This window comes from Anaerolineae bacterium (genome assembly GCA_013178015.1).
GTDB lineage: Bacteria > Chloroflexota > Anaerolineae > DRVO01 > DRVO01 > Ch71.
In genome coordinates this window covers 1-18,202 of sequence record JABLXR010000040.1, presented here as the reverse complement: position 1 = coordinate 18,202, position 18,202 = coordinate 1, and the positions used below count along the sequence as shown (strand labels likewise).

Below are 18,202 nucleotides of genomic sequence, written 5' to 3'. Positions count from 1 at the left end.
GGCTCGATCGCTAGACCGCCGCCTTCGCCAGCTCCGCCAGCCTCTCCCCCTGCCCGGCCACCTTGCGGAAAGCATAGGCCGTCTGCTCTACCCACTCCTGCGGCGGGTCCACCGGAGTGGTGAGCCAAAAGGCGGTATCATGTATGGCCTCGCTTACCGGCAAGTCCCCCCGCTTCATCGGCCGCCTCGCCCCCACAGGCAGATCCCCCCACGGACCCCCCAACCCCTCAAACGAGAAGTGGTTGAACAAGGGCTCTAGGTGCATCACCCCATACCCAAAGGGCGTGATCCCAGGGGTGGTCCTCACCCCCTCCGCCACCAACGCCCTAAGCACTATGTCCACCGGCGCCCCCACCACCTCCGGGTCTATCCGGCCAGTGTAAAGCAGCATCCCTCCCCGCTTGGCCTTGGCGTAGGTCTTCTGTACGCTTACCCCAGGAATGCCCGCCATCAACTGGTCAAGCTGGCCAAACCAGGCCCCCCGCTTCTCATTGAGCTCCGGCAGCCGCTCTAACTGCGCCCTCGCCATGGCTACCGCCAAAGGATTGGCCCGGTACTTGATGCCCAACCCCATGTTGCGCAACTCCTTGAACCGCTCGGTCACAAACAACCGCTCACAGCGCCCATAGTGGCCCAAGGCCACCATGGCATCATAGAGCTCGTCATCGTCGGTGGTGGCTACCCCCGCCTCGATCCCCGTCACCGCCTTGGAAGCTTGCAGACTGAAACACCCCACATCCCCCACGCTCCCCACCTGAGCCCCATCCCAGGTGGCCCCATGGGCGTGAGAAGCATCCTCGATCAGCTTGATGCTGGTGCCCTTCACTAGGTCACGCAGAGCGTCCATGTCCGCCGGGTTGCCATACACGTGCGTCACCACAATGGCCACGGTGCGCTCGGTTATACGCCGGGCCACATCCTCCGGATCGGCACAGTAGGTCTCGGGGTCGGCATCGCAAAACACCGGCGTGGCCCCGCAGTGCAAAATGGGGGTGATGGAGGCGTGCCAGGTCACCGAGGGCACGATCACCTCCGTGCCCTGACGGGCCCCAGCGGCAAAGATGGCCGAGTGCAGGGTGGCGGTACCGTTGCACATCACCAAAGCGTGCTTGGTGCCCACAAACCGGCGAAACTCTTCCTCAAAGAGCTCCAACTGGGAGTAGGCCGTGCTCAGATCCTCCAGCACCGCATTCACGTAGCCCTTCTCCCGCTCCCCCGCCACCTGCCAGCGGTCCTCTAGCCCTACCCTGACCGCCTTCGGCCCTCCCTCTATCGCCAGCTTCTCCGCCATCGTTCCTCCCCGCCCCGCTCGCCAGTCTAGATGCAGGTGGTGCTTGCCAACCGCGGCCGTCCGCGCGCACAATGTCCGCATCCAGACCGCCTACGCTCCGCGATGACACCACCATTATAGGCCGATGGAGACCGCCACCGCCGCGAAAACCTGACGCCGATAGGACGCGTACCTGACATGCAACTGCGTGTCGGCACTTGCACCCGGCCGCCGGGTGCGGTCTCACGCCGGAGAGGGAGGGCGCCATGCAGGCAGCGGAACTACAACCCGAGCAGGTAGCGAGGGCCGAGCGCGCCGGCGCCGAGGAGATCCGCCACACCACTCTGAGCTCGCTCCTCTGGATGAGCTTCGCCTTCTCCAGCCTGGCTTGGTGGCAGCAGGTGACCGCCAGCGGCGCTCCCTCTGTCACTCAATGGCTGAGCATCGCCTTCACCCTGCTGCTCCTCCTGAACGTCGCCCTCTCCCAGGCCAGCCCCCGCCTAGCCGGCTGGCTCTTCGTGACCCTGATCTTCTCGCTGGGCACCGCCCACCTGGCCTGGGTCAGCCCGGCGGCGGCCGCCCTCATCTTCGTCGGCGCGGCTCTGGCCGCGGGGGCTGTCCTCCAGCCCAGAGCCGCGCCCGTGGTGGGCGCCCTGGGCGCCGCCCTACTCCACAGCCAGGAGCCATCTGCCTCCTCCGCCGCCCTGGTGTTGGCCCTCTCCACCGGCATCTGGCTGGCCCTCCGGCCCCTCTACGACCTCCTATGGCGCTACTCCCGCCAGACGCTGGAAGCGGTGGCCATGTCGGAACAACTCCGGGACGAGCGGGGCAAGCTTGGCCGCACCATCAAGGACCTCAACCTCTCGTACCGCCTGTTGGAGAAGACCAACCTGGAGCTGGCCCTGGTGTGCCGGGAGGCCGACATCCTGCGCGACCTGCGCCACCGTTTCGCCACCAACCTCAGCCACGAGCTCCGCACCCCCCTCAACGTCATCCTCGGCTTCAGCCGCCTGATCTACTCCAACCCCGACCTCTACGGCATGGCAGCTTGGCCCGACGGGCTGCGGCGCGACCTGGCCGAGCTCCAGCGCAACGCTGGCTATCTCTCCCGCCTGGTGGACGACATCGTGGACCTGGCCCGGGCCGACGCCTTGGCCCTGCCCCTGCAGCGCGAGACGGGGGATCTGGTGGCCATCGCCGAGGAGGCCGTGGAATTGGTGCGCTCTCTGGCCAGGCAGAAGCGACTCGAGCTCCGGGTAGAGGTCAGCGGCACGCCACCGCCCCTATCTCTGGACCCGGTCCGCATCCGCCAGGTGCTCTTCAACCTGCTCACCAACGCCATCCGCCATACTCAGAAGGGCGGGGTGGTGGTTCGCGTGGCCGACGCCGGCGAGGAGGTGGTGGTATCGGTGTCCGACACGGGGTCGGGCATACCCCAGTCGGAGCTGACCACCATCTTCAACGAGTTCTATCAAATCGGCCGGCCCAAGGTTCAGGAGGATTCCGGCAAGGGCCTGGGCCTCGCTATCGCCAAGCGGTTGGTGCAGCTCCACGGGGGAAGGATATGGGCCGAAAGCGAGGTCGGAGCGGGAAGCACCTTCAGCTTCTCCCTGCCTTCGGAAACCAAGCAGGTCTCCCTAGGGCGGCGGCCCTCGCCTACCTCGGTTCCTGCCGTCGCCCCCGCCGTGCTGCTGCTCAACGACGACGGTGTCGCCTGCTCCTACCTCCGGAGACGTCTGGAGGGGTACGACTTCGTCGCCGTGGGCGGGCCGAGCGATCTCGAGTCGGCGCTGGAGGCTCATCGGCCCGTGGCGGTGATGGTCAACCAGACAGCCGGGGCCGAGGCATTCGGCGACGCTGAGCCGCTGCTGGAGCGCCTGTCCCCGGACCTGCCCCTCATCCGCTGCCCCCTGCCCAGCGCCAACTGGCTCTCCACGCGGGGCAGCTTCGATGCCGTGCTGACCAAGCCGGTCACCGCGGAGGGGTTGGCGCACGTCATGGCGGAGGCAGGCATCAACGGTGCCGGCAGCCGCATCCTGGTGGTGGACGACGACCGCGGCTTCGTGCAACTGATGCGAAGACTGATCGAGACCCTGCCCGGCCCCCGTCACGAGGTCATCGCCGCCTACAGCGGCGAGGAGGCGCTGCGCAAGCTCCGCCGGCTCCGGCCCCGGTTGCTCCTTCTGGACCTAGTCCTGCCCGACATCTCCGGGTTCGAGGTGGCCAATCGCCTCCGCCAGTATGGCGACCTCGAAGCCACCAGAGTGGTCGCCGTCACCGCCGCCACGCCCGGGGAAGACCAGCTGGAGACGGGCGGGGCCAGTTTCCACATCAGCCGCAACGGCCCCTTCCGTCCGGGGGAACTGGTGCACCTCATCGCCGCCGGGCTGGCCTGTGCCACCGGAAGGCTGAACCTCTCAGAGCGCACCGGCGCCGCTACTGGGGACCTGGCCGCGTCCGCGGCAAGCATTGGTTGATCGCCGCCAGGAACTGACCCCTCGACACCGGCTTGTGCAGCTGGACCCGCGCCCCCAGCGCCTGCCCCAGCCGCTCGTCCTGCACCACGGAACACACCAGGACCGGGATGCTCCTGGTGGTTTCGCGCCTGCTCAGTTGCTCCAGGACGCTCCACCCGTCCATCTTGGGCATCATTATGTCAAGAACGATGACGTCCGGCTGCAGCTCCTGAGCCACGGCGAAGGCGTGGCGTGGGTCGGATACCGCATGCACCTGCCAGCTCGAGGTAGCGAGGTACCGCCGGTACAGCTCGACCGACCCCGGGTTGTCCTCCACTATCAGCACCCGGACCGGGGGAGAGGCCGAGAGGCTCAGCGTCATCGTCGCCTGACCGGTGGCGTCTACACAGAGACTGGTCTGGTAGCCCTGCGAAGCAGCGATACGCTGAACGGCGGGGAACTGCGTCTCCAGCAAGCGGCGGTCACCCAGCCCAAACCGTAGCTCGACGGAGACAGACTCCTCACCGTGCGCCAGTTGGGCGGTCACATCGCCGCTGGCAGCCTGAACGGCGGCACTCAGCAGCTGGGCCAGCACCTGCTTGAGCACCGCCTGGTCGGCGGCGACGAGGGAGGCCTCTTCGTCGGCGGGCGCGAATCGCACCTCGCCGGGTAGTTGCTGGGTCAGCGGCTCCACCAGGCGGATCGCGGAGCGGAGCACATCCACCAGGCACACCTGGGTGGGCTGGCTGCGCAGGTACTCCAGTTCGTCCTCGAAGGGACTGGCATCCCCCTGCTCATCCTTGTCAGGGGGCAGCCGGCTGTTCAGGACCGCTGTCAGCCGTTCCTCAGCCCGCCATAGGTCACGGTGCACCTGACGCTCGCTCAGGGCCAGCTCCTCCGCGATCTGCCGGATGGGCATGTTCTCCACGTACCGGAGGGTGAGCACGTCGTAGGAGCGGGATTCCAGCGAGCCAAAAGGGTAACGCCGAGCGGGACAGAGGGCTTCGATGGCGTGCAGCAGGAGTCTCTGCAACCGGAGCGCCTGCTCCTCGAGGCCAGCAGCGGCGGTCTCAGGGAAGGCCGCCGCCAACTCGGTATGGCAGAGCTCCACACTCTCGTACAGCCAGCGCAGGGCCTCGTGAACCTGCTCCCGGGACAACTGCGGCATGGGTCACGCTCCTGTCCCCGCGCCCGGCAGAGGGTCCCTTCGGTGTCCGGCACGAGCGGCAGGTCGCGCCGGGCCCCAAGCGGGATGCCCGCAGCGGCACCGCCGCCGGCCCCTCGGAGGCGCGGGACGACTCAGTCTACCACGAGAGCTCCTGGCGGGCGCGTTCGATCACCTGGCGTATATCCCCTTCCTCTTCCTCCGAGAGCCGGGGCGCGGTATCCAGATCCAGGGCCAGGTCGTGGTAACGGTCCCGAGCATAGTCCACGTCCAGCTTCGCCTCTCCCCGCAACCAGGGGCTGACCATAAGGCGAGACCACACCTCAGGCTCCCAGTGCTCCTGTCGGAAGTGCCGCGCCGTGTGCTCGGTGGCCATGAAGTTCCCCCCCGGCCCTACCTCATCCACCAGGTCCACCGCCAGCTCCTCGTCCGTCACCGCGAAATCCCGACACAGGTGCTTGAGGGCGCCGCAGAACTCGTTGTCCAGGATCATCTGCAGGGGCGAACAGACCTCGTCAATGCTGAGCAGGCCGGCATCCAGGTGCACGTGCCCGCCCGCCAGAAGGGTGGGGATGGCGGTGAGGGCCTTCTGCGCTCCGGCTTCCACCGACGGCAGCTTGGCATCCGAGAGCCCGGCGTGTCCGCCGAAGGGCAACCCATAGTGGCGGGCCATCTGAGCCGTGGCGAGGTTGGTGAGGGCCATCTCCGGCCGGCCGTAGGGGTAGATCATGGTGCGCATGTCTATCACGGACACCGAAGACCCTAGCCTGAAGCCGGTCCCCCCGAAGAAGGCCCGGTGCAGGATGCCCAAGGCCAAGTGCTCGGCCAGGTTGAGGGCGATGGATCCGGCCAGGGTCACGGGCGAAGTGGCGCCCATAGCGTACATGTCCCCGATGTGCACCGGCAGCCCCCGCTTCCAGAAGTAGAGAAACTGGTAAGCCTCGTGGCGGCCGAGCTTGAGGGGCGGCACCAGGTACACCGTCCCGCGGAAGACGTCGCTCAACGGCCGGCCGAGCTGCTGGGCCCGCAACTGGAAGAGGTCATAGAGATAGGGGCACAGCTCGTCCAGGTGGATGGTGCCCGATTCGCGCCCCCCGTACTTCCAGCAGTATAGCTTCTCGTACAGGGGCTCCAGCTGGGGAACAGGCGAGAACGGACAGCCCAGCATGCTGTGTCCGCCCACGTGCTCCAGCGCCCGAGCCAGGGCGAAGTATCCGGCCAGCCGCTCCTCCGTCCAGGGAACCAGGGCCCCGGAATCCGGGTCGTGATAGAGGCCGTAGTAGACCCCTGCGGAGGCGCTGACTCCAGGGTGGATGGCGGCCCAATCCACCTTGTCGCTATCGGCGAGGAACCGCTCTACCACCCTCGCCGGATAGCGCACCCGCTGGTGGGCGTAGTCGACGCGGCCGCCGCAGCCCTCCAGGTGGCGGAGGATGTCGTCGCTCTCGATCCACATCCCCGTCTGCTCCAGGATGCGAAGGGCGGCGTTGTGAATGGCATGAACCTCGGCCTCACTCAGGACGTCCGCTGTGCCGGCTCGCAGTCTCAACGCAAACGCTCCCGCGAAGTGGTTAGTGGTGAGTGGTGAGTGGCAGATGTTCTCCAGGAGCGATGTGGCCGCCAGTTAGCGCTGCCCCACTCACCACTAACCACTGGCCACTGTCCACTACCCACTACTCACGCCTTCATTCCGGTGATGGTGATGCCCTCGATGAACTGCCGCTGGGCGGCGAAGAACAAGATCATCATGGGTATGGTCACCACCAGGGAGGCGGCCATCATCAGGTGCCAGTCCCGCTGGTACTTCGTCTGGAACGCATACAGGCCCAACGAGAGGGGGAACTTGCTGTTGTCGGAGAGGTAGATGAGGGGCCCCATGAAGTCGTTCCAGGTGCCCAGGAAGTTGAAGACCACCGCCACCATGAGCGCCGGGCGGATGAGCGGCAGCATGATGCTCCCGAATGTGCGCAGCTCCCCCGCCCCATCCACCCTGGCGGACTCGGTCAGCTCCCAGGGCAGGCTAAGGAAGAACTGCCGCAGCAAGAAGATGTAGAAGGCGCTCCCGAAGAAGGCGGGCACGATCAGGGGAGCGTAGCCGCCCACCCACCCCAACACCCGGAAGAGCACGTAGGTGGGGATCATGGTGACCACGCCGGGGATCATCATGGTCGCCAGAAGCACCACGAACCACACGTCTCGTCCCCAGAAGCGCATGCGGGCGAACCCGTAGGCGACGAGCGAGCAGGAGATGGCGGTGCCTACGGTGGACAGACCGGAGTAGAGCATGCTGTTGCGCAGGAGACGGCCGAAGTTGAAGCCGGGGTTGTTGAGGGCGTCTATGTAGTTGCGCCACAGGATGGGCTCGGGAATCCACTTCGGCGGTCGGGTGAACACCTGCTCCAGCGGCTTGAGCGAGGTTATGATCAGCCAGAGGAACGGGATCACCCATATTAGGGCCACGCCGCTCAGGAGAAGGTGCCGCAGCGGCGCCACCACCCTCTTGGCCGTTCTGGCCCCGGATCGGCTCCGTCTGAGGGCCAATGCCTCTACGCTCATGTCGCGCTCCTACCCGAGTCGACCGGGGGCCCGCAGAGAGCTACGAGGGGACAGCCGCCTCGTAGTACACCCACCGGCCGGATGTCTTCAGCAGGACCAAAGTCAGAGATAGGATGGCCACGAACATGGTTACCGCCATGGCCGAGGCATAGCCCATCTCGAAGTAGCGGAAGGCATTGCGATACAGAAGCAGCATATACATGAGCATCGAGTCCAGGGGGCCTCCTGCCGTGCCCCCCGGCCCGTAGCCTCCGCCGCTCGACGAACCTCCCGCAATGTAGGCCGAAGTGAAGACGCCGAACGAACCAATGATACCCATGATGAGGTTGAAAAAGATCACCGGGGTCAGCAAGGGCAGGGTGATGTTGAGCAGACGGTACCAGGCGCTGGCGCCGTCTATCTCTGCCGCCTCGTAGTAAGTCTTGGGTATGTCCTTCAGGCCGGCCAGGAAGATAAGCATGGTGCCGCCTGAGCCCCAAAGCGACATGATGATCAGCGCCGGCTTGGCCCAGGCCGCTTCGCTGAACCAGCCGGGCGGACGGCCGATCCCGAGGCTGCGGAGCCCGCTGTTCACCAGCCCATTGCCGGGGTCCAAGAGCAACATCCATAGCAGGGTGGCCGCCACCGGTGGCATGATGGCGGGCAAGTAGTAGACGGTCCGGTACACCCCGATGCCGACCACGGCCTGGTTGAGCACCAGGGCCAGGAACAGCGAGAAGGCTAGGCCCAAAGGCACCGAGATCAACCCGTAGTAGAGGGTGTTGCTCACCGACTTCCAGTACACCGGATCCTGGGTGACCATGTTTGCGTAGTTGGCCACCCCGATCCAGACGGGAGGCTTGAGCACGGTGTACTTGGTGAACGAGAAGTAGAACGAGGCCAGGACCGGGTAGGCACTGAATACCAGCAAGCCGATGATCCAGGGAGAGATGAACGCGTAGCCCTTCACGTTCTGACGCAAGAGCCGCGCTCGTCTCTGGCCGAGGCGCGCCCTGTCGGTGGGCACTCCGGCTCTGGCCTGCGCTTCCGCTTCGATCATGCTCCGCTCCTGAACCCCTGCGTTCGCCCCGGTCGGTAGGCCCGGCCTGGTGACGCGGCCACGCCGGGGAAGCCGCGTCACCGGGCGGGCGGTCGAGCTACAAGCTCCTCAGTGTCTCTTCCAGTCTCGTCTGCGCAATCTGCTGCGCTTCGTCCAGCGCCTCCTGGGGCGTCTTCACCTTGTGCATCACCTGATCAATGGCGCGGTTGATCTGGTCGGTGCCGAAGTCCTCGATGGGCGAGGTCCAGACCTCCACGGCGTCCTCTAGGTAGTCAATGAAGAAGTTATGCATCTCCAGCGCCTTGTCCGCGCCCACGTTGTCTATCAGGTTCTGGGTGATGACGTCGTCCGGGAAATCCAGCCAAGCAGGAGTATCGAACACCTCGGCATACCACGTAGGCATGCCAACGGTGCACATGTACTCCATCAGCAGGAAGGATTCGGTCCTGTGGGGGCCCCCGATGGGCATGGCGAACCAGTTGGGCCAGAAGGCGGTACGGCTCTTCTCGCCGTCCGGGCCCACGGGGAACTTGGCGACGTCCCAGCGGAAGCCGGCGGTCTCGTACTTCATGTACGAGTAGCTGGTATTCCACGCTCCTCCCTGGCTGAGGGGAGTGACCTTCTGGAACCAGTTACCATCCTGCCCGGTATGCCACGCGCCCAAGCTGGCAATGTACTCCACATCGCCCCGGTACTGCTCGTCCAACCACCCAACCCAGTACTGGAGAAGAGCGATGTTGCCCGGATCGTTGATGGTGTACTGCTCATTGCGCGAGTCGAACCACTGGGCGCCGTTGCAGCCCGACCAGGCGGGCGAGGTCCAGAGCTCACTCCAGGGCACGAAGCCACCCGTCTTGAGCTCATCACCCTCCCACGCCACGAACTGAGCTGAGAGGGCGCGTAGCTCGTCGAAGGTCTGGGGAAAGCTCTCACGGTCGGTTGGCAGTCCCGCCTCCTCGAACCAGTCTACATTGTAGAACATTCCGTAGCTCGCGGCCGAGAAGGGCAGGCCGTAGGTCTTGCCGCGGAACTTGCAGGTATCGAGCACCGGCTGCCAGAACTTGTCCGGCCTGGCGTACTCCGCCGTTGCCATGAGCTCATCAATAACATCGAGAGAGCCACGAGCGGCGAAGCCCACCGGCGGCGTGAATAGGCTGGCGACATCGGGAGCGTTTCCGGCTGCAATGCGGGTCAATAGCAGCTCGTTGTAGTCACCACCACCGGGTCCGCCCCCAGTGAGCTCCACCATGATCCCTGGGTGCAGCTCCTGAAACTCGTCGAGGATGATACGTACCCGATCAACGTCGTCCTGCCCGCCCCACGCCGTCCACATGACCAGGTCAACCCGTTCCGCAGGGGCCACCGGGGGCGCGCCCTCCGCCGGCGTGGCCTCGGCAGATTCGGATACGGGTGCAGGCTGGCCCGCAGAAGCGCAAGCCGCCAGCGCCAGCACCGCCATCCCTCCGCCCATACCCTTAAGAAGGGCCCTTCTCGACAGTCGCTCTTGGGTCACCGTCGCACCTCCTCTCTTCGCTCTCGCACGGCCTGTCTTGTCTCCCGCTCGATTCGCTCCACCCACCTCCTTGGAAGAAGTCGTGGCGGGCGTCCCATGGCCGCCCCTCTACGCGAACTGGGGCAGGTACGGCCGCTGCGCTGCGATCAGCTCCTCCACCATCTTCTTTGCCGCGTCGCGGTCGCCCATGCACCCGTCGGCCAGTATCGCCTCCACGAACAGCTCGCGGCTGCCGGTAAGGGCAGCCTCCACGGTCAGTTGCGTCCCCGCGATCTTCCGCCTCTGCACCGCCGCCAGGATATCCGGATAACCCGTGTCCTGAATGGGCAGCAGCCCCCTCCCCGTAGCCACCGCGGTCATCTCCAGGATGGCGTCCCAGGGCAGGTTGGGGATGGCCCCGTTGTTGGGGAGGTTAGCGTAGAAGTTGGCTCGGCTGTCGCCATCTATGCTGTCAATGATCTCGACCAGCTGAGAGTGCTCCCCCACACCACGCTCGAATATCCGCCCGTCCAGAGGCACTTCCCCCCGGGCCTGGGCCGCCATGGAAGCGTAGCCCTCGTCGCCATGGCGGATGGTGTCCTCGAGCACCATTATGTCCACCCCCAGCGTCCTGCCGTAGTACTTGCCCCCGGGGAACCGCTCGGGGAAGAACTCCACCACGTGCCGGTCGTTGACGGCCGGGTAGGCCCCGTAGGTGTCGAAGAGGGACCAGCAGAAGGGGTTGTGGGCCACGTGGCGGTAGGCGGCTGAAGCCTGAGTGGTGTCGCCGCCAGGAGCGATGTCCTCCCTGACCTCCGGCCCTCCCCTGGAGCGCTCCTCAGCCAGCCGGGCGCGCACCAGGGGCCAGGCATCTTCGCCCTTCCAGCGGAGGTCGTAGATCCAGGTGAAGTGGTTGATGCCGGCAGCCAGGGCACTCACTTCCTCCGCCGGGGCACCGATCACCTGCACCAGCTCGTGCACCACATGGATGGTGCCGATGCAGAGGCCCACCACCTCGGCGTCGGTGGCCCGACGTACCGCCCAGCAGTTGGCCGTCATCGGGTTGGCGTAGTTGAAGAAGCGGGCCTCAGGGCAGAGGGCCACCACGTCGTTGGCGATGTCCACCAGGGCCGGGATCATGCGCATGGCCCGAGAGATGCCGCCCGCCATGATGGTATCGCCCACCGGCTGGTATACGCCGTACTTGCGCGGTATGAAGACATCCGCCTCCCAGGCCCGGCGGCCCCCCACCCCTATGGTGGTGACCACCACGTCCGCCCCCGGGAGCAGGTCCCTGCGATCAGTGGACGCTTCCACCCGCATGTCCGCCTGCCTGGCCTCGACCATGCGCTCCACCAGGCCCCGGGCCACCTCCAGAGCGGTGGGGTCCGTATCCACCAGCCTCAGGTCCCAAGACTTTCGGGCCAGGATCATGTCCGCCACCAGCCCCCGGGTGAAGGCGGCGCTGCCGGCGCCGATGAGGACGATCTTCTTCCGCGGTGTCATTCATGCCTCCTATGGCGAACTCAACCATCAAGCTGGGGGAGCCGGACGTCTACCTGATCCCCGTTCTACGCCATCTGCTTTCACCAGATGGCGGGCTCTCTCTTCCTCAAACGCGGTGGAGAGGTCTCCCTCACCATCAGACGGTCACTCGATCAGCTCCCTCAGGTGAGCGATGTCCGGCAGGAGCAGCTGGCCCTGGAGGCCGCCGGCCGCCTGGGTGGTCGCGCGGCCGCAGGCATTGCCGATGGCGGCGCTCTGAGCGAGCGAGAGGCCGCTCAGCCAGCCGGCCAGGAACCCGGCGTCGAAGCTGTCTCCCGCTCCAATGGTGTCCACCACTCGCGCCACCGGCGGCACCGGCACCAGGGAGCGCTCTCCTTCAGTCGCCGCCAGGCTGCCTCGCTCGCCCAGCTTCACCGCCACCACCGGCACCCGAGTCAGAAGGGCAGTCACGGCGTCCTCCACATCCGTCATGCCGGTGATGGCCAGGGCTTCCTGCTGGTTGGGCAGGATCACGTCCACGTGCGCCAGCGCCTGGGTCAATCCGCCGTCCCACCGGCCTTCGGGATCCCAGTTAGTGTCGAGCGACACTGTGAGCCCAAACTCCCTAGCCCGAGCCATGATCTCCGCCGCCCGCGGCAGCAGGTTGGTCTGAAGGTAGTAGCTACCGTAGTGCAAGTGACGGGCGCTGCTCAGGAACTCGTCCGTGACATCGGATGGGTAGACCGCGTTGAGGCTGCCGGCGTAGGTGAGGATGGAGCGGTCCCCGCCCGCTCGGCACAGGGCCACTCCCAGCCCCGTCTTGAGGCGGCTATCGGCGACGACACGGTCCGTGTCCACCCCGCTCTCCCGCAGCCGACGCACCACCAGTTCCCCGTAGGCATCGTCGCCTACCCGACCGAGGATGGCCGTCCGCAGCCCCAACTTGGCCGCCTGACAGGCGAAGAGGCAGGTGGACCCACCCATCTCCAGGTAGTAGTCCGGCACCCACTGCTCCACCTGGCCGAATCGCGGCATCACCTCGCCCAGGTCCAGCACCAGGTCCACGCACATGTCACCTATGGTGATGACGTCAAAGCGGCGCTGGGACACCTGTTCGCGACCCATGCCTAACCGCCGTTCCGCAGCTCCCGCCAAGTGGCGACAAACGTGTCCACGTTCCGCCAGGCATTGAGGGTGATCTCGGTCACGTTGTCCACCGGCGACAGGATGAAACCGCTGACGCCCTGCATGGCCTGAAGGGCAGAGGCCACCGCCTGTCGCACGTCCTCGTCGGTGCCCTCCTCCACGGTGATGGCCCCATTCACCCCGCCCCAGAGACACACCTTCCCCCCAAGCGCCGCCCGAGCCGCCGCCAGCGGCGCTTCGCCGTGCTGCAGCGGGTCCAGCCCCAGGTTCACGTCAACTCCCGCCTCGACGATGCTATCCATCAGGGGAAGCAGCCCCGTGGTCATGATGTAGCCGAAGCGGGCACCGTAGGAGTGAGCCAGCTCGGCTTCCCGCTTGACCCGGGGGAGGATGAAACGCCGGTAGAGGTTCGGGGACCAGAAGTCGGAGCTCTCGTACCATCCCCGGCGGACGTACAGGTCCACTCCGGCCTCCAGCACCACCCGCATGCGCTGCTCGTTCCACTCGGCGATGATGCCCAGGAGTTCGTCCACGGTCTCGGGCTCGTCCATGGCCATGAGCATCAGGTTCTCCAGGCCACACAGCCAGCCGGCCATGTCCGCCCCTACTCCCCATCCGCCGGCCAGCATCACGCCGTGCTCATCCCGGAAGGTTCGGGCCCGCTCCACCTCCCGGTAGAACTCCCGCACGTCTTCCTCGGTCGGGGGCTGAAGGACGGAGCGCAGCGCGTCCAGGTCCCTCCGGCCGCCGACGAGGGGCTTGATGGCTCGGGGGATCTGGTAGTCATCCACGAAGGGAACGAAGTTCCCATGGGGCCAGTCGTCCGTCTTGCGCACCAGGGTGGTAAGGGTGCCGCCCGGGGTGTGGTACTCCTTATGGAACACGGGGAAGGGCTCCCCAGGAAGTCGCTCCAACCACAAGTCGGTGCGCACGGAGGGAGGCAGTCGTACCGGCAGGCCGCGCAAGTCGGGGTGGTTGGGGCGCTGATTCCGCCAGGCCGAGGGAATGAGGAGCCACCCGTCCAGCCCCATCTCCAGCTCGCGCAGGACCGCCTCATAGGGGTCCTGTACCCGACCGCGCAGGGCGGAGAAGCTCATGAAGGCACAGGGCACTCGGTCCACTGGCTGCCGGTCTATGGCGGCCAGCAGGCGCTCCCTCGACGAGGGCAGCTCGGGCATTCCCCCACCTCCCAGGCGGGTAACTCCGCACTGCAAGAACCTGTCCCGGCGGCAGCGCCCGGGCGTCTATCTGTGACTAGTCTCCGCAAGTCTGTATAATACACGTGTGCGATCACTTCAATGGGTCTGGCGCCAACTTCCCGCCACTCTGCCGCCACAGCGGACCGGCCGTGACGTGAGGCCACAGCCATGAGCGCCGAGGCCGTTCCGGCAGCCGTGCCCGAAGAGTTCGTCGGGTTGGTGCGCGACGCCCTCGCCCACCTCTACGACTATGCCCACCTGCAGCGGCACCCGCTGGTGGCTCTGGCATCCACCGGCGAGACGACCACCGACTCCGCCCGCGCCCTCCGAAACCTGCTGCTTGACACCCTGGAACAGTTGAACCCGGGAGACAGTCTCTCGCGCAATGACAAGGAGTGGCGACCCTATGGCGTCCTGGTTCGTCGCTACGTGGACGGCTTCCCGGCGGAAGAGATCATGGAGGAGCTGCACATAAGCCTGCGCCAGTTCCAGCGGGAGCATCGCAAAGGGCTCCTGGCCGCAGCCAGCATGCTATACGACCGCTGGCAGCAAGAGCGGCAGGACACGAAGCCGCCGGTCAGCCAGACGCTGCAGGAGGAGATGACCAGCCTGGGGATCGTGTTGGGAAGGGTGGACCTTGCTCCCCTGATCCAGGACGCACTGGGACCGGCTCAGGCCCTGGCTCGAGGCCACGGCGTCCACGTCGAGGCCAGCCTGCCGCCGGCACCCGTATGGGCGTGGGCCGATCCGGTGCTGACCAGGCAGGCTCTGCTGGCGGCTCTGAGCGCCCTCGTGTTACCCAGGCCGGACCACATCGCCATCCGGCATGCTGCCGGCCACGACCGGCTCATCGTGCGGCTGATGGTCACTCCACCCATCGCGTCCACCCTTCGCCAGGGCCCTCACGGGCTGGATGCCCGGCTTACGCCGGTGTCCGAGCTCATGCAGGGTCAGGGTGGCGCCGTGCATCTGTTCCCCGCAATCGGCCCCTTGGAAGAAGTGCGTCTGGAGTTCGGTCAGGCGCGTGGGGCGCGCGTGCTGGTGATCGACGACAACGAGAGAGTGCAGCAGCTGTTCGAACGCTATCTGACTGCGGAGGGTTTCTCGGTCAGCAGCGCCGCCGACTGGTCACAGGCTCTGGCCCTGATCGATCAGGCCCGACCGGACGCCATCGTGCTGGACGTCATGATGCGGGAGGTGGACGGCTGGCAGCTCCTGCAGAGGCTGCAGTCCGACGCGGCTTTGGGCACGATCCCGGTCATCGTCTGCTCCGTGCTCAACGAGCCGGAACTGGCAGCGGCTCTGGGAGCACGGCACTACCTCAAGAAGCCGGTCTCGCAGCAGCAGATGCTTGCCGCCATCAGGGCGGCGCTGGGCGAGAGTAGTCAGGCGGAGCCGCCTCTAGCAGCGCCTTGACGTAGGTGCTCAGCTGGGCTCTGCCGGCCTGGGCTCTCAGGAGCAACTCTATCCTGGCGGGCCGCGTCTGGGCTACCTCCTCTCCGTAACCGGAGCCAGTGGTCACGATCACCGGCACCCGCGCCAGTCGCTCATCCTGACGCATGGCCTCGATCACGTCCAGCCCAGATACATCCGCCATGATCAGGTCCAGGATCACCAGGTCCAGCCCCTCCTGCAATGCGGCCAGGGCCTCTTCCCCCGAGTAGGCACGCCGAAGACGGGCCCCAGGGAACCCGGCGCCTATCATCCGCCCGATGAGGGCCACGAAGCCGGGGTCATCGTCTACCACCAGTATCTGGCCGGGATGCGGAGCCACCTTCTGAATGGCGCCCAGCAAACGAGTCCGTTCCACCGGCTTGACCAGGTAGTCGGCCACACCTAGGTGGCGCTTCGCCTCGGCCTCCAGGGGAAGCTCGCACCGGATGATGGGCAGGTCGGCTCTTCCGGCCGCGCGCCAGATGGCCTCGGCCTCGAAGCGGTCGCCCAGGAGCGGGTCGGTCAAGACGATGATACCCTCAGGGTGCTCAGCCTCGACCCTCGCTGCCAGAAGGTCCAGAGACTCCACCGGCAGCACGCGGTAGCCTTCGATGCGGCGAGCCAGCAGGGGCACCGCCTCGGCGCTGGCGCCCTCTGCGTCCGCTGCCTGACGCGGCCCGAGCAGGAGAGCCGTCCGTCCCAGGGGATTCTCGGGCACCCGGGGCGACCATCCCTCCGGGGCGTAGTAGGACAGCCGCGAGAGCGCCCGCCCGGAATCGGGCAGGGGCAGGAAGAAACGGAAGGTGCTGCCCCGCCCCACCTCGCTCTCCGCCTCGATGTGCCCGCCGTGCAGGCGGACGAACTGGCGACAGATGGCCAGCCCTAGCCCGGCGCCGCCGCGTCCGTGGGACAGGGAATCGCTGGCCTGTCCAAACTCCTCGAAGATGCCAGGGATCTCGCCAGGAGGTATCCCGACACCAGTATCGGACACCGCCACCGAGACCTCCCCGTCCCGGGCCTCCGCGACGATCGCGATCTCACCCACATCGGTGAACCGGACGGCGTTGTTGACCAGGTTGAGCATCACCTGCCTGATCCGGGTCCGGTCCACCAGCACCTCCGGAAGGCGCTCCGGTGTCTCCACCCGGAGGGACGCCTCCTTACCCCGGAGGAGGCCCCCGGCGGTGGCGGCCACATCCCGCACCAGTTCGGTGATGTCGGTGGGCTCGAGCCTGAGGGGAAGCCGCTGGGCCTCTATACGGGACAGATCGAGGATGTCGTCTATCATACCCAGGAGGTGACGACTGGCCCGATGTATCTCCCGGATGTCGGCGCTGAGAGCCGGCGGCCAGCGCACGTTGCCGTATACCTCGGGCGAGCGGTACATCATCTCGCTGAAGCCCACGATCAGATTCAGGGGAGTGCGCAGCTCGTGGCTAATGTTGGCGGCGAACTGGGCCTTGATCTGCCGAGCTTCGTCCGCCTCCTGCCGCGCCACCGCCAACTCGTAGTTGGTGCGCTCCAGCAAGCCATACATGTCGCTCAACGCCTTCTTGGCCCGGGCCAGCTCCCCTCGCCGCAGGCTGGTGGCCCGAGCCTGCTGCCAGGCCCGCTCCTCACTGCGCTGGGAGCGCCAGACGGTCCGGAAAAGATTGCCCACTGCCGCCCAGACGATCCCGGTGTGCAGCCAGAGCAGGCCCAGGGCGGCGAGCGCATGAACGCGGTCGGGCACGGGCAGACGCAGCAGCGCCAGAGTGGCAAGAGCGGCGTACACGCCCGCTGCCGCCGGCCCCAGGAGCACGCCGGCCAGTAACACGGGAGTGGGGTAGAGCAGCGGAGCGTAGGGCCAATCGGTTGTAGTGTTCGCCACCAAGCAGGCTGCAAATAGCGTCAAGATCAGGAGGGCCGCCCGGAGGCGGTACGGTCGCCGGCTGGCCAGACCCACCGCCCCACCGGTGAAAAGCACCGCTGGAGCCAGATAGAGGCGCCACTGGGGGTCGCTCTGGTGAGCCACGATGAGGGAGACCAAGCCCAGGTAGCCCAGCCCGGCTGCCGAGGCGGTAGCAACGGTGAGAGTGCCCTGCAGAGCGTCCCAGGGGCGCCCCTCGCCAGCCAGCGCCGCCTCAACCGAATCGGCCCCGCCAAGGGGATCAGCAACATCGGGGACTGCCATCTCACTCCCCTCCCCGCCTGGTTGCGCAGGTGCTCGTCCTCTGGGCGCACACCTCCCGGCGCGTAGCCCGCCGTCCGAAGGATCAGCGCCGGCTCTGGCCCGGTAAGGTCCATCGATCTGTCGCCGTTGGGCGCCCCAGGTGCCCTGTCCCTCGATGATACCAGACGCCCCCGGCCGGGCGCACCGCAGACCGCCGGCAACATCGCGGCGCCCGTCGGCTCCAGGAGAGAAGTGGTCCGGGACCCTCGTGCGGAGCACGGAGACGCAGTCCTCGCCGGCTCAGGGCCCGCACCGCCGAGACCCTCTCCTGCCTCGAGATACGCCTGCGTGAAGGTTGATCTCGGGGCGAATCGCGGCCACGAAACCGCCCACCTGCCATCCCTGCCGTAGGGGCGAATCTTGTGTGTCCGGTATCAGGACATCGCTGACACAATGTATCAGGACATGGTTGACACATCGGACACCGGCTGCACCAGAGGCACAGTGTGCTTGGTGGCTAGATCGATCTGGCGGATGAACATGTGGCGGAAGCTGACCAGGAGCTTGTTGTCGAAGCGCTGCACTCCCACCGGCTCGCAAGCTAGGGCCTCACAGACGAAGTAGCGACGTCCCTGGTAGGGTAGCATCCCCTGGCTATTGAGAGCCAGCACCTCCACCCCCGGGGGGTAGTGCCAGGGGGCAGGGGTGGGGTTGTAGGGCCGGGGGCTGGCCTGGTAGTGCTGGGCCGGCACGTCCATGTCCAGGCTCTCATGGGGGCGCAGGTGGTTGTAGTCATGGCGGAAGGTGG

Annotated in this window: 13 protein-coding genes; 2 read left to right on the top strand and 11 right to left on the bottom strand. The window is 66.5% G+C overall.

Annotated elements, in window-relative coordinates; genetic code table 11:
* Positions 1-10 precede the first annotated feature (10 nt).
* Positions 11-1,291, bottom strand: coding sequence for a DegT/DnrJ/EryC1/StrS family aminotransferase (locus tag HPY83_14720; GenBank protein NPV09197.1), 1,281 nt, complete (start codon positions 1,289-1,291; stop codon positions 11-13).
* Between the two features lie 245 nt (positions 1,292-1,536).
* Between HPY83_14720 and HPY83_14715 the strand changes: the two genes are divergently transcribed.
* Positions 1,537-3,747 carry a hybrid sensor histidine kinase/response regulator gene (locus HPY83_14715; GenBank protein ID NPV09196.1) on the top strand — a complete coding sequence of 737 codons (2,211 nt, stop codon included), beginning with the start codon at positions 1,537-1,539 and terminating at the stop codon, positions 3,745-3,747.
* Here HPY83_14715 and HPY83_14710 read toward each other — a convergent pair.
* The 8 genes from HPY83_14710 to HPY83_14675 all read right to left on the bottom strand — a co-directional run bounded on the left by HPY83_14710 (position 3,707) and on the right by HPY83_14675 (position 13,787).
* Entirely contained in the window at positions 3,707-4,894 is a 1,188-nt protein-coding gene (locus HPY83_14710; protein NPV09195.1) for a response regulator, read from the bottom strand. The two genes, HPY83_14715 and HPY83_14710, sit on opposite strands and share 41 nt — an antisense overlap.
* Positions 4,895-5,030: 136 nt before the next feature.
* Positions 5,031-6,440, bottom strand: a complete 1,410-nt coding sequence (locus tag HPY83_14705; protein NPV09194.1) for a hypothetical protein — start codon at positions 6,438-6,440, stop codon at positions 5,031-5,033.
* A gap of 128 nt (positions 6,441-6,568) precedes the next feature.
* Positions 6,569-7,447 (bottom strand): carbohydrate ABC transporter permease, encoded by an 879-nt coding sequence (locus HPY83_14700; GenBank protein ID NPV09193.1) that lies wholly within the window; start codon positions 7,445-7,447, stop codon positions 6,569-6,571.
* A gap of 40 nt (positions 7,448-7,487) precedes the next feature.
* Complete coding sequence (locus HPY83_14695; GenBank protein ID NPV09192.1) at positions 7,488-8,486, bottom strand: sugar ABC transporter permease; 999 nt, start codon at positions 8,484-8,486, stop codon at positions 7,488-7,490.
* Positions 8,487-8,583: 97 nt separating this feature from the next.
* Positions 8,584-9,999 (bottom strand): extracellular solute-binding protein, encoded by a 1,416-nt coding sequence (locus HPY83_14690; GenBank protein NPV09191.1) that lies wholly within the window; start codon positions 9,997-9,999, stop codon positions 8,584-8,586.
* Between the two features lie 108 nt (positions 10,000-10,107).
* Positions 10,108-11,484: a hypothetical protein gene (locus HPY83_14685; protein NPV09190.1), complete on the bottom strand. Its 1,377-nt coding sequence runs from the start codon at positions 11,482-11,484 to the stop codon at positions 10,108-10,110.
* A 144-nt stretch (positions 11,485-11,628) separates the two neighbouring features.
* A complete protein-coding gene (locus HPY83_14680; protein NPV09189.1) occupies positions 11,629-12,588 on the bottom strand; it encodes a carbohydrate kinase family protein in 960 nt (319 codons plus the stop codon).
* Positions 12,589-12,590: 2 nt separating this feature from the next.
* Positions 12,591-13,787, bottom strand: a complete 1,197-nt coding sequence (locus HPY83_14675; protein ID NPV09188.1) for a hypothetical protein — start codon at positions 13,785-13,787, stop codon at positions 12,591-12,593.
* Positions 13,788-13,976: 189 nt separating this feature from the next.
* Between HPY83_14675 and HPY83_14670 the strand changes: the two genes are divergently transcribed.
* Positions 13,977-15,224 (top strand): response regulator, encoded by a 1,248-nt coding sequence (locus HPY83_14670; GenBank protein ID NPV09187.1) that lies wholly within the window; start codon positions 13,977-13,979, stop codon positions 15,222-15,224.
* Here HPY83_14670 and HPY83_14665 read toward each other — a convergent pair.
* Together HPY83_14665 and HPY83_14660 are read right to left on the bottom strand one after the other, a co-directional pair.
* Entirely contained in the window at positions 15,169-17,415 is a 2,247-nt protein-coding gene (locus HPY83_14665) for a response regulator (protein ID NPV09186.1), read from the bottom strand. The genes HPY83_14670 and HPY83_14665 overlap by 56 nt on opposite strands.
* 437 nt (positions 17,416-17,852) lie before the next feature.
* Positions 17,853-18,202, bottom strand: a 350-nt coding sequence (locus HPY83_14660; GenBank protein ID NPV09185.1) for an IS481 family transposase, incomplete at its 5' end; no start/stop codon positions are given.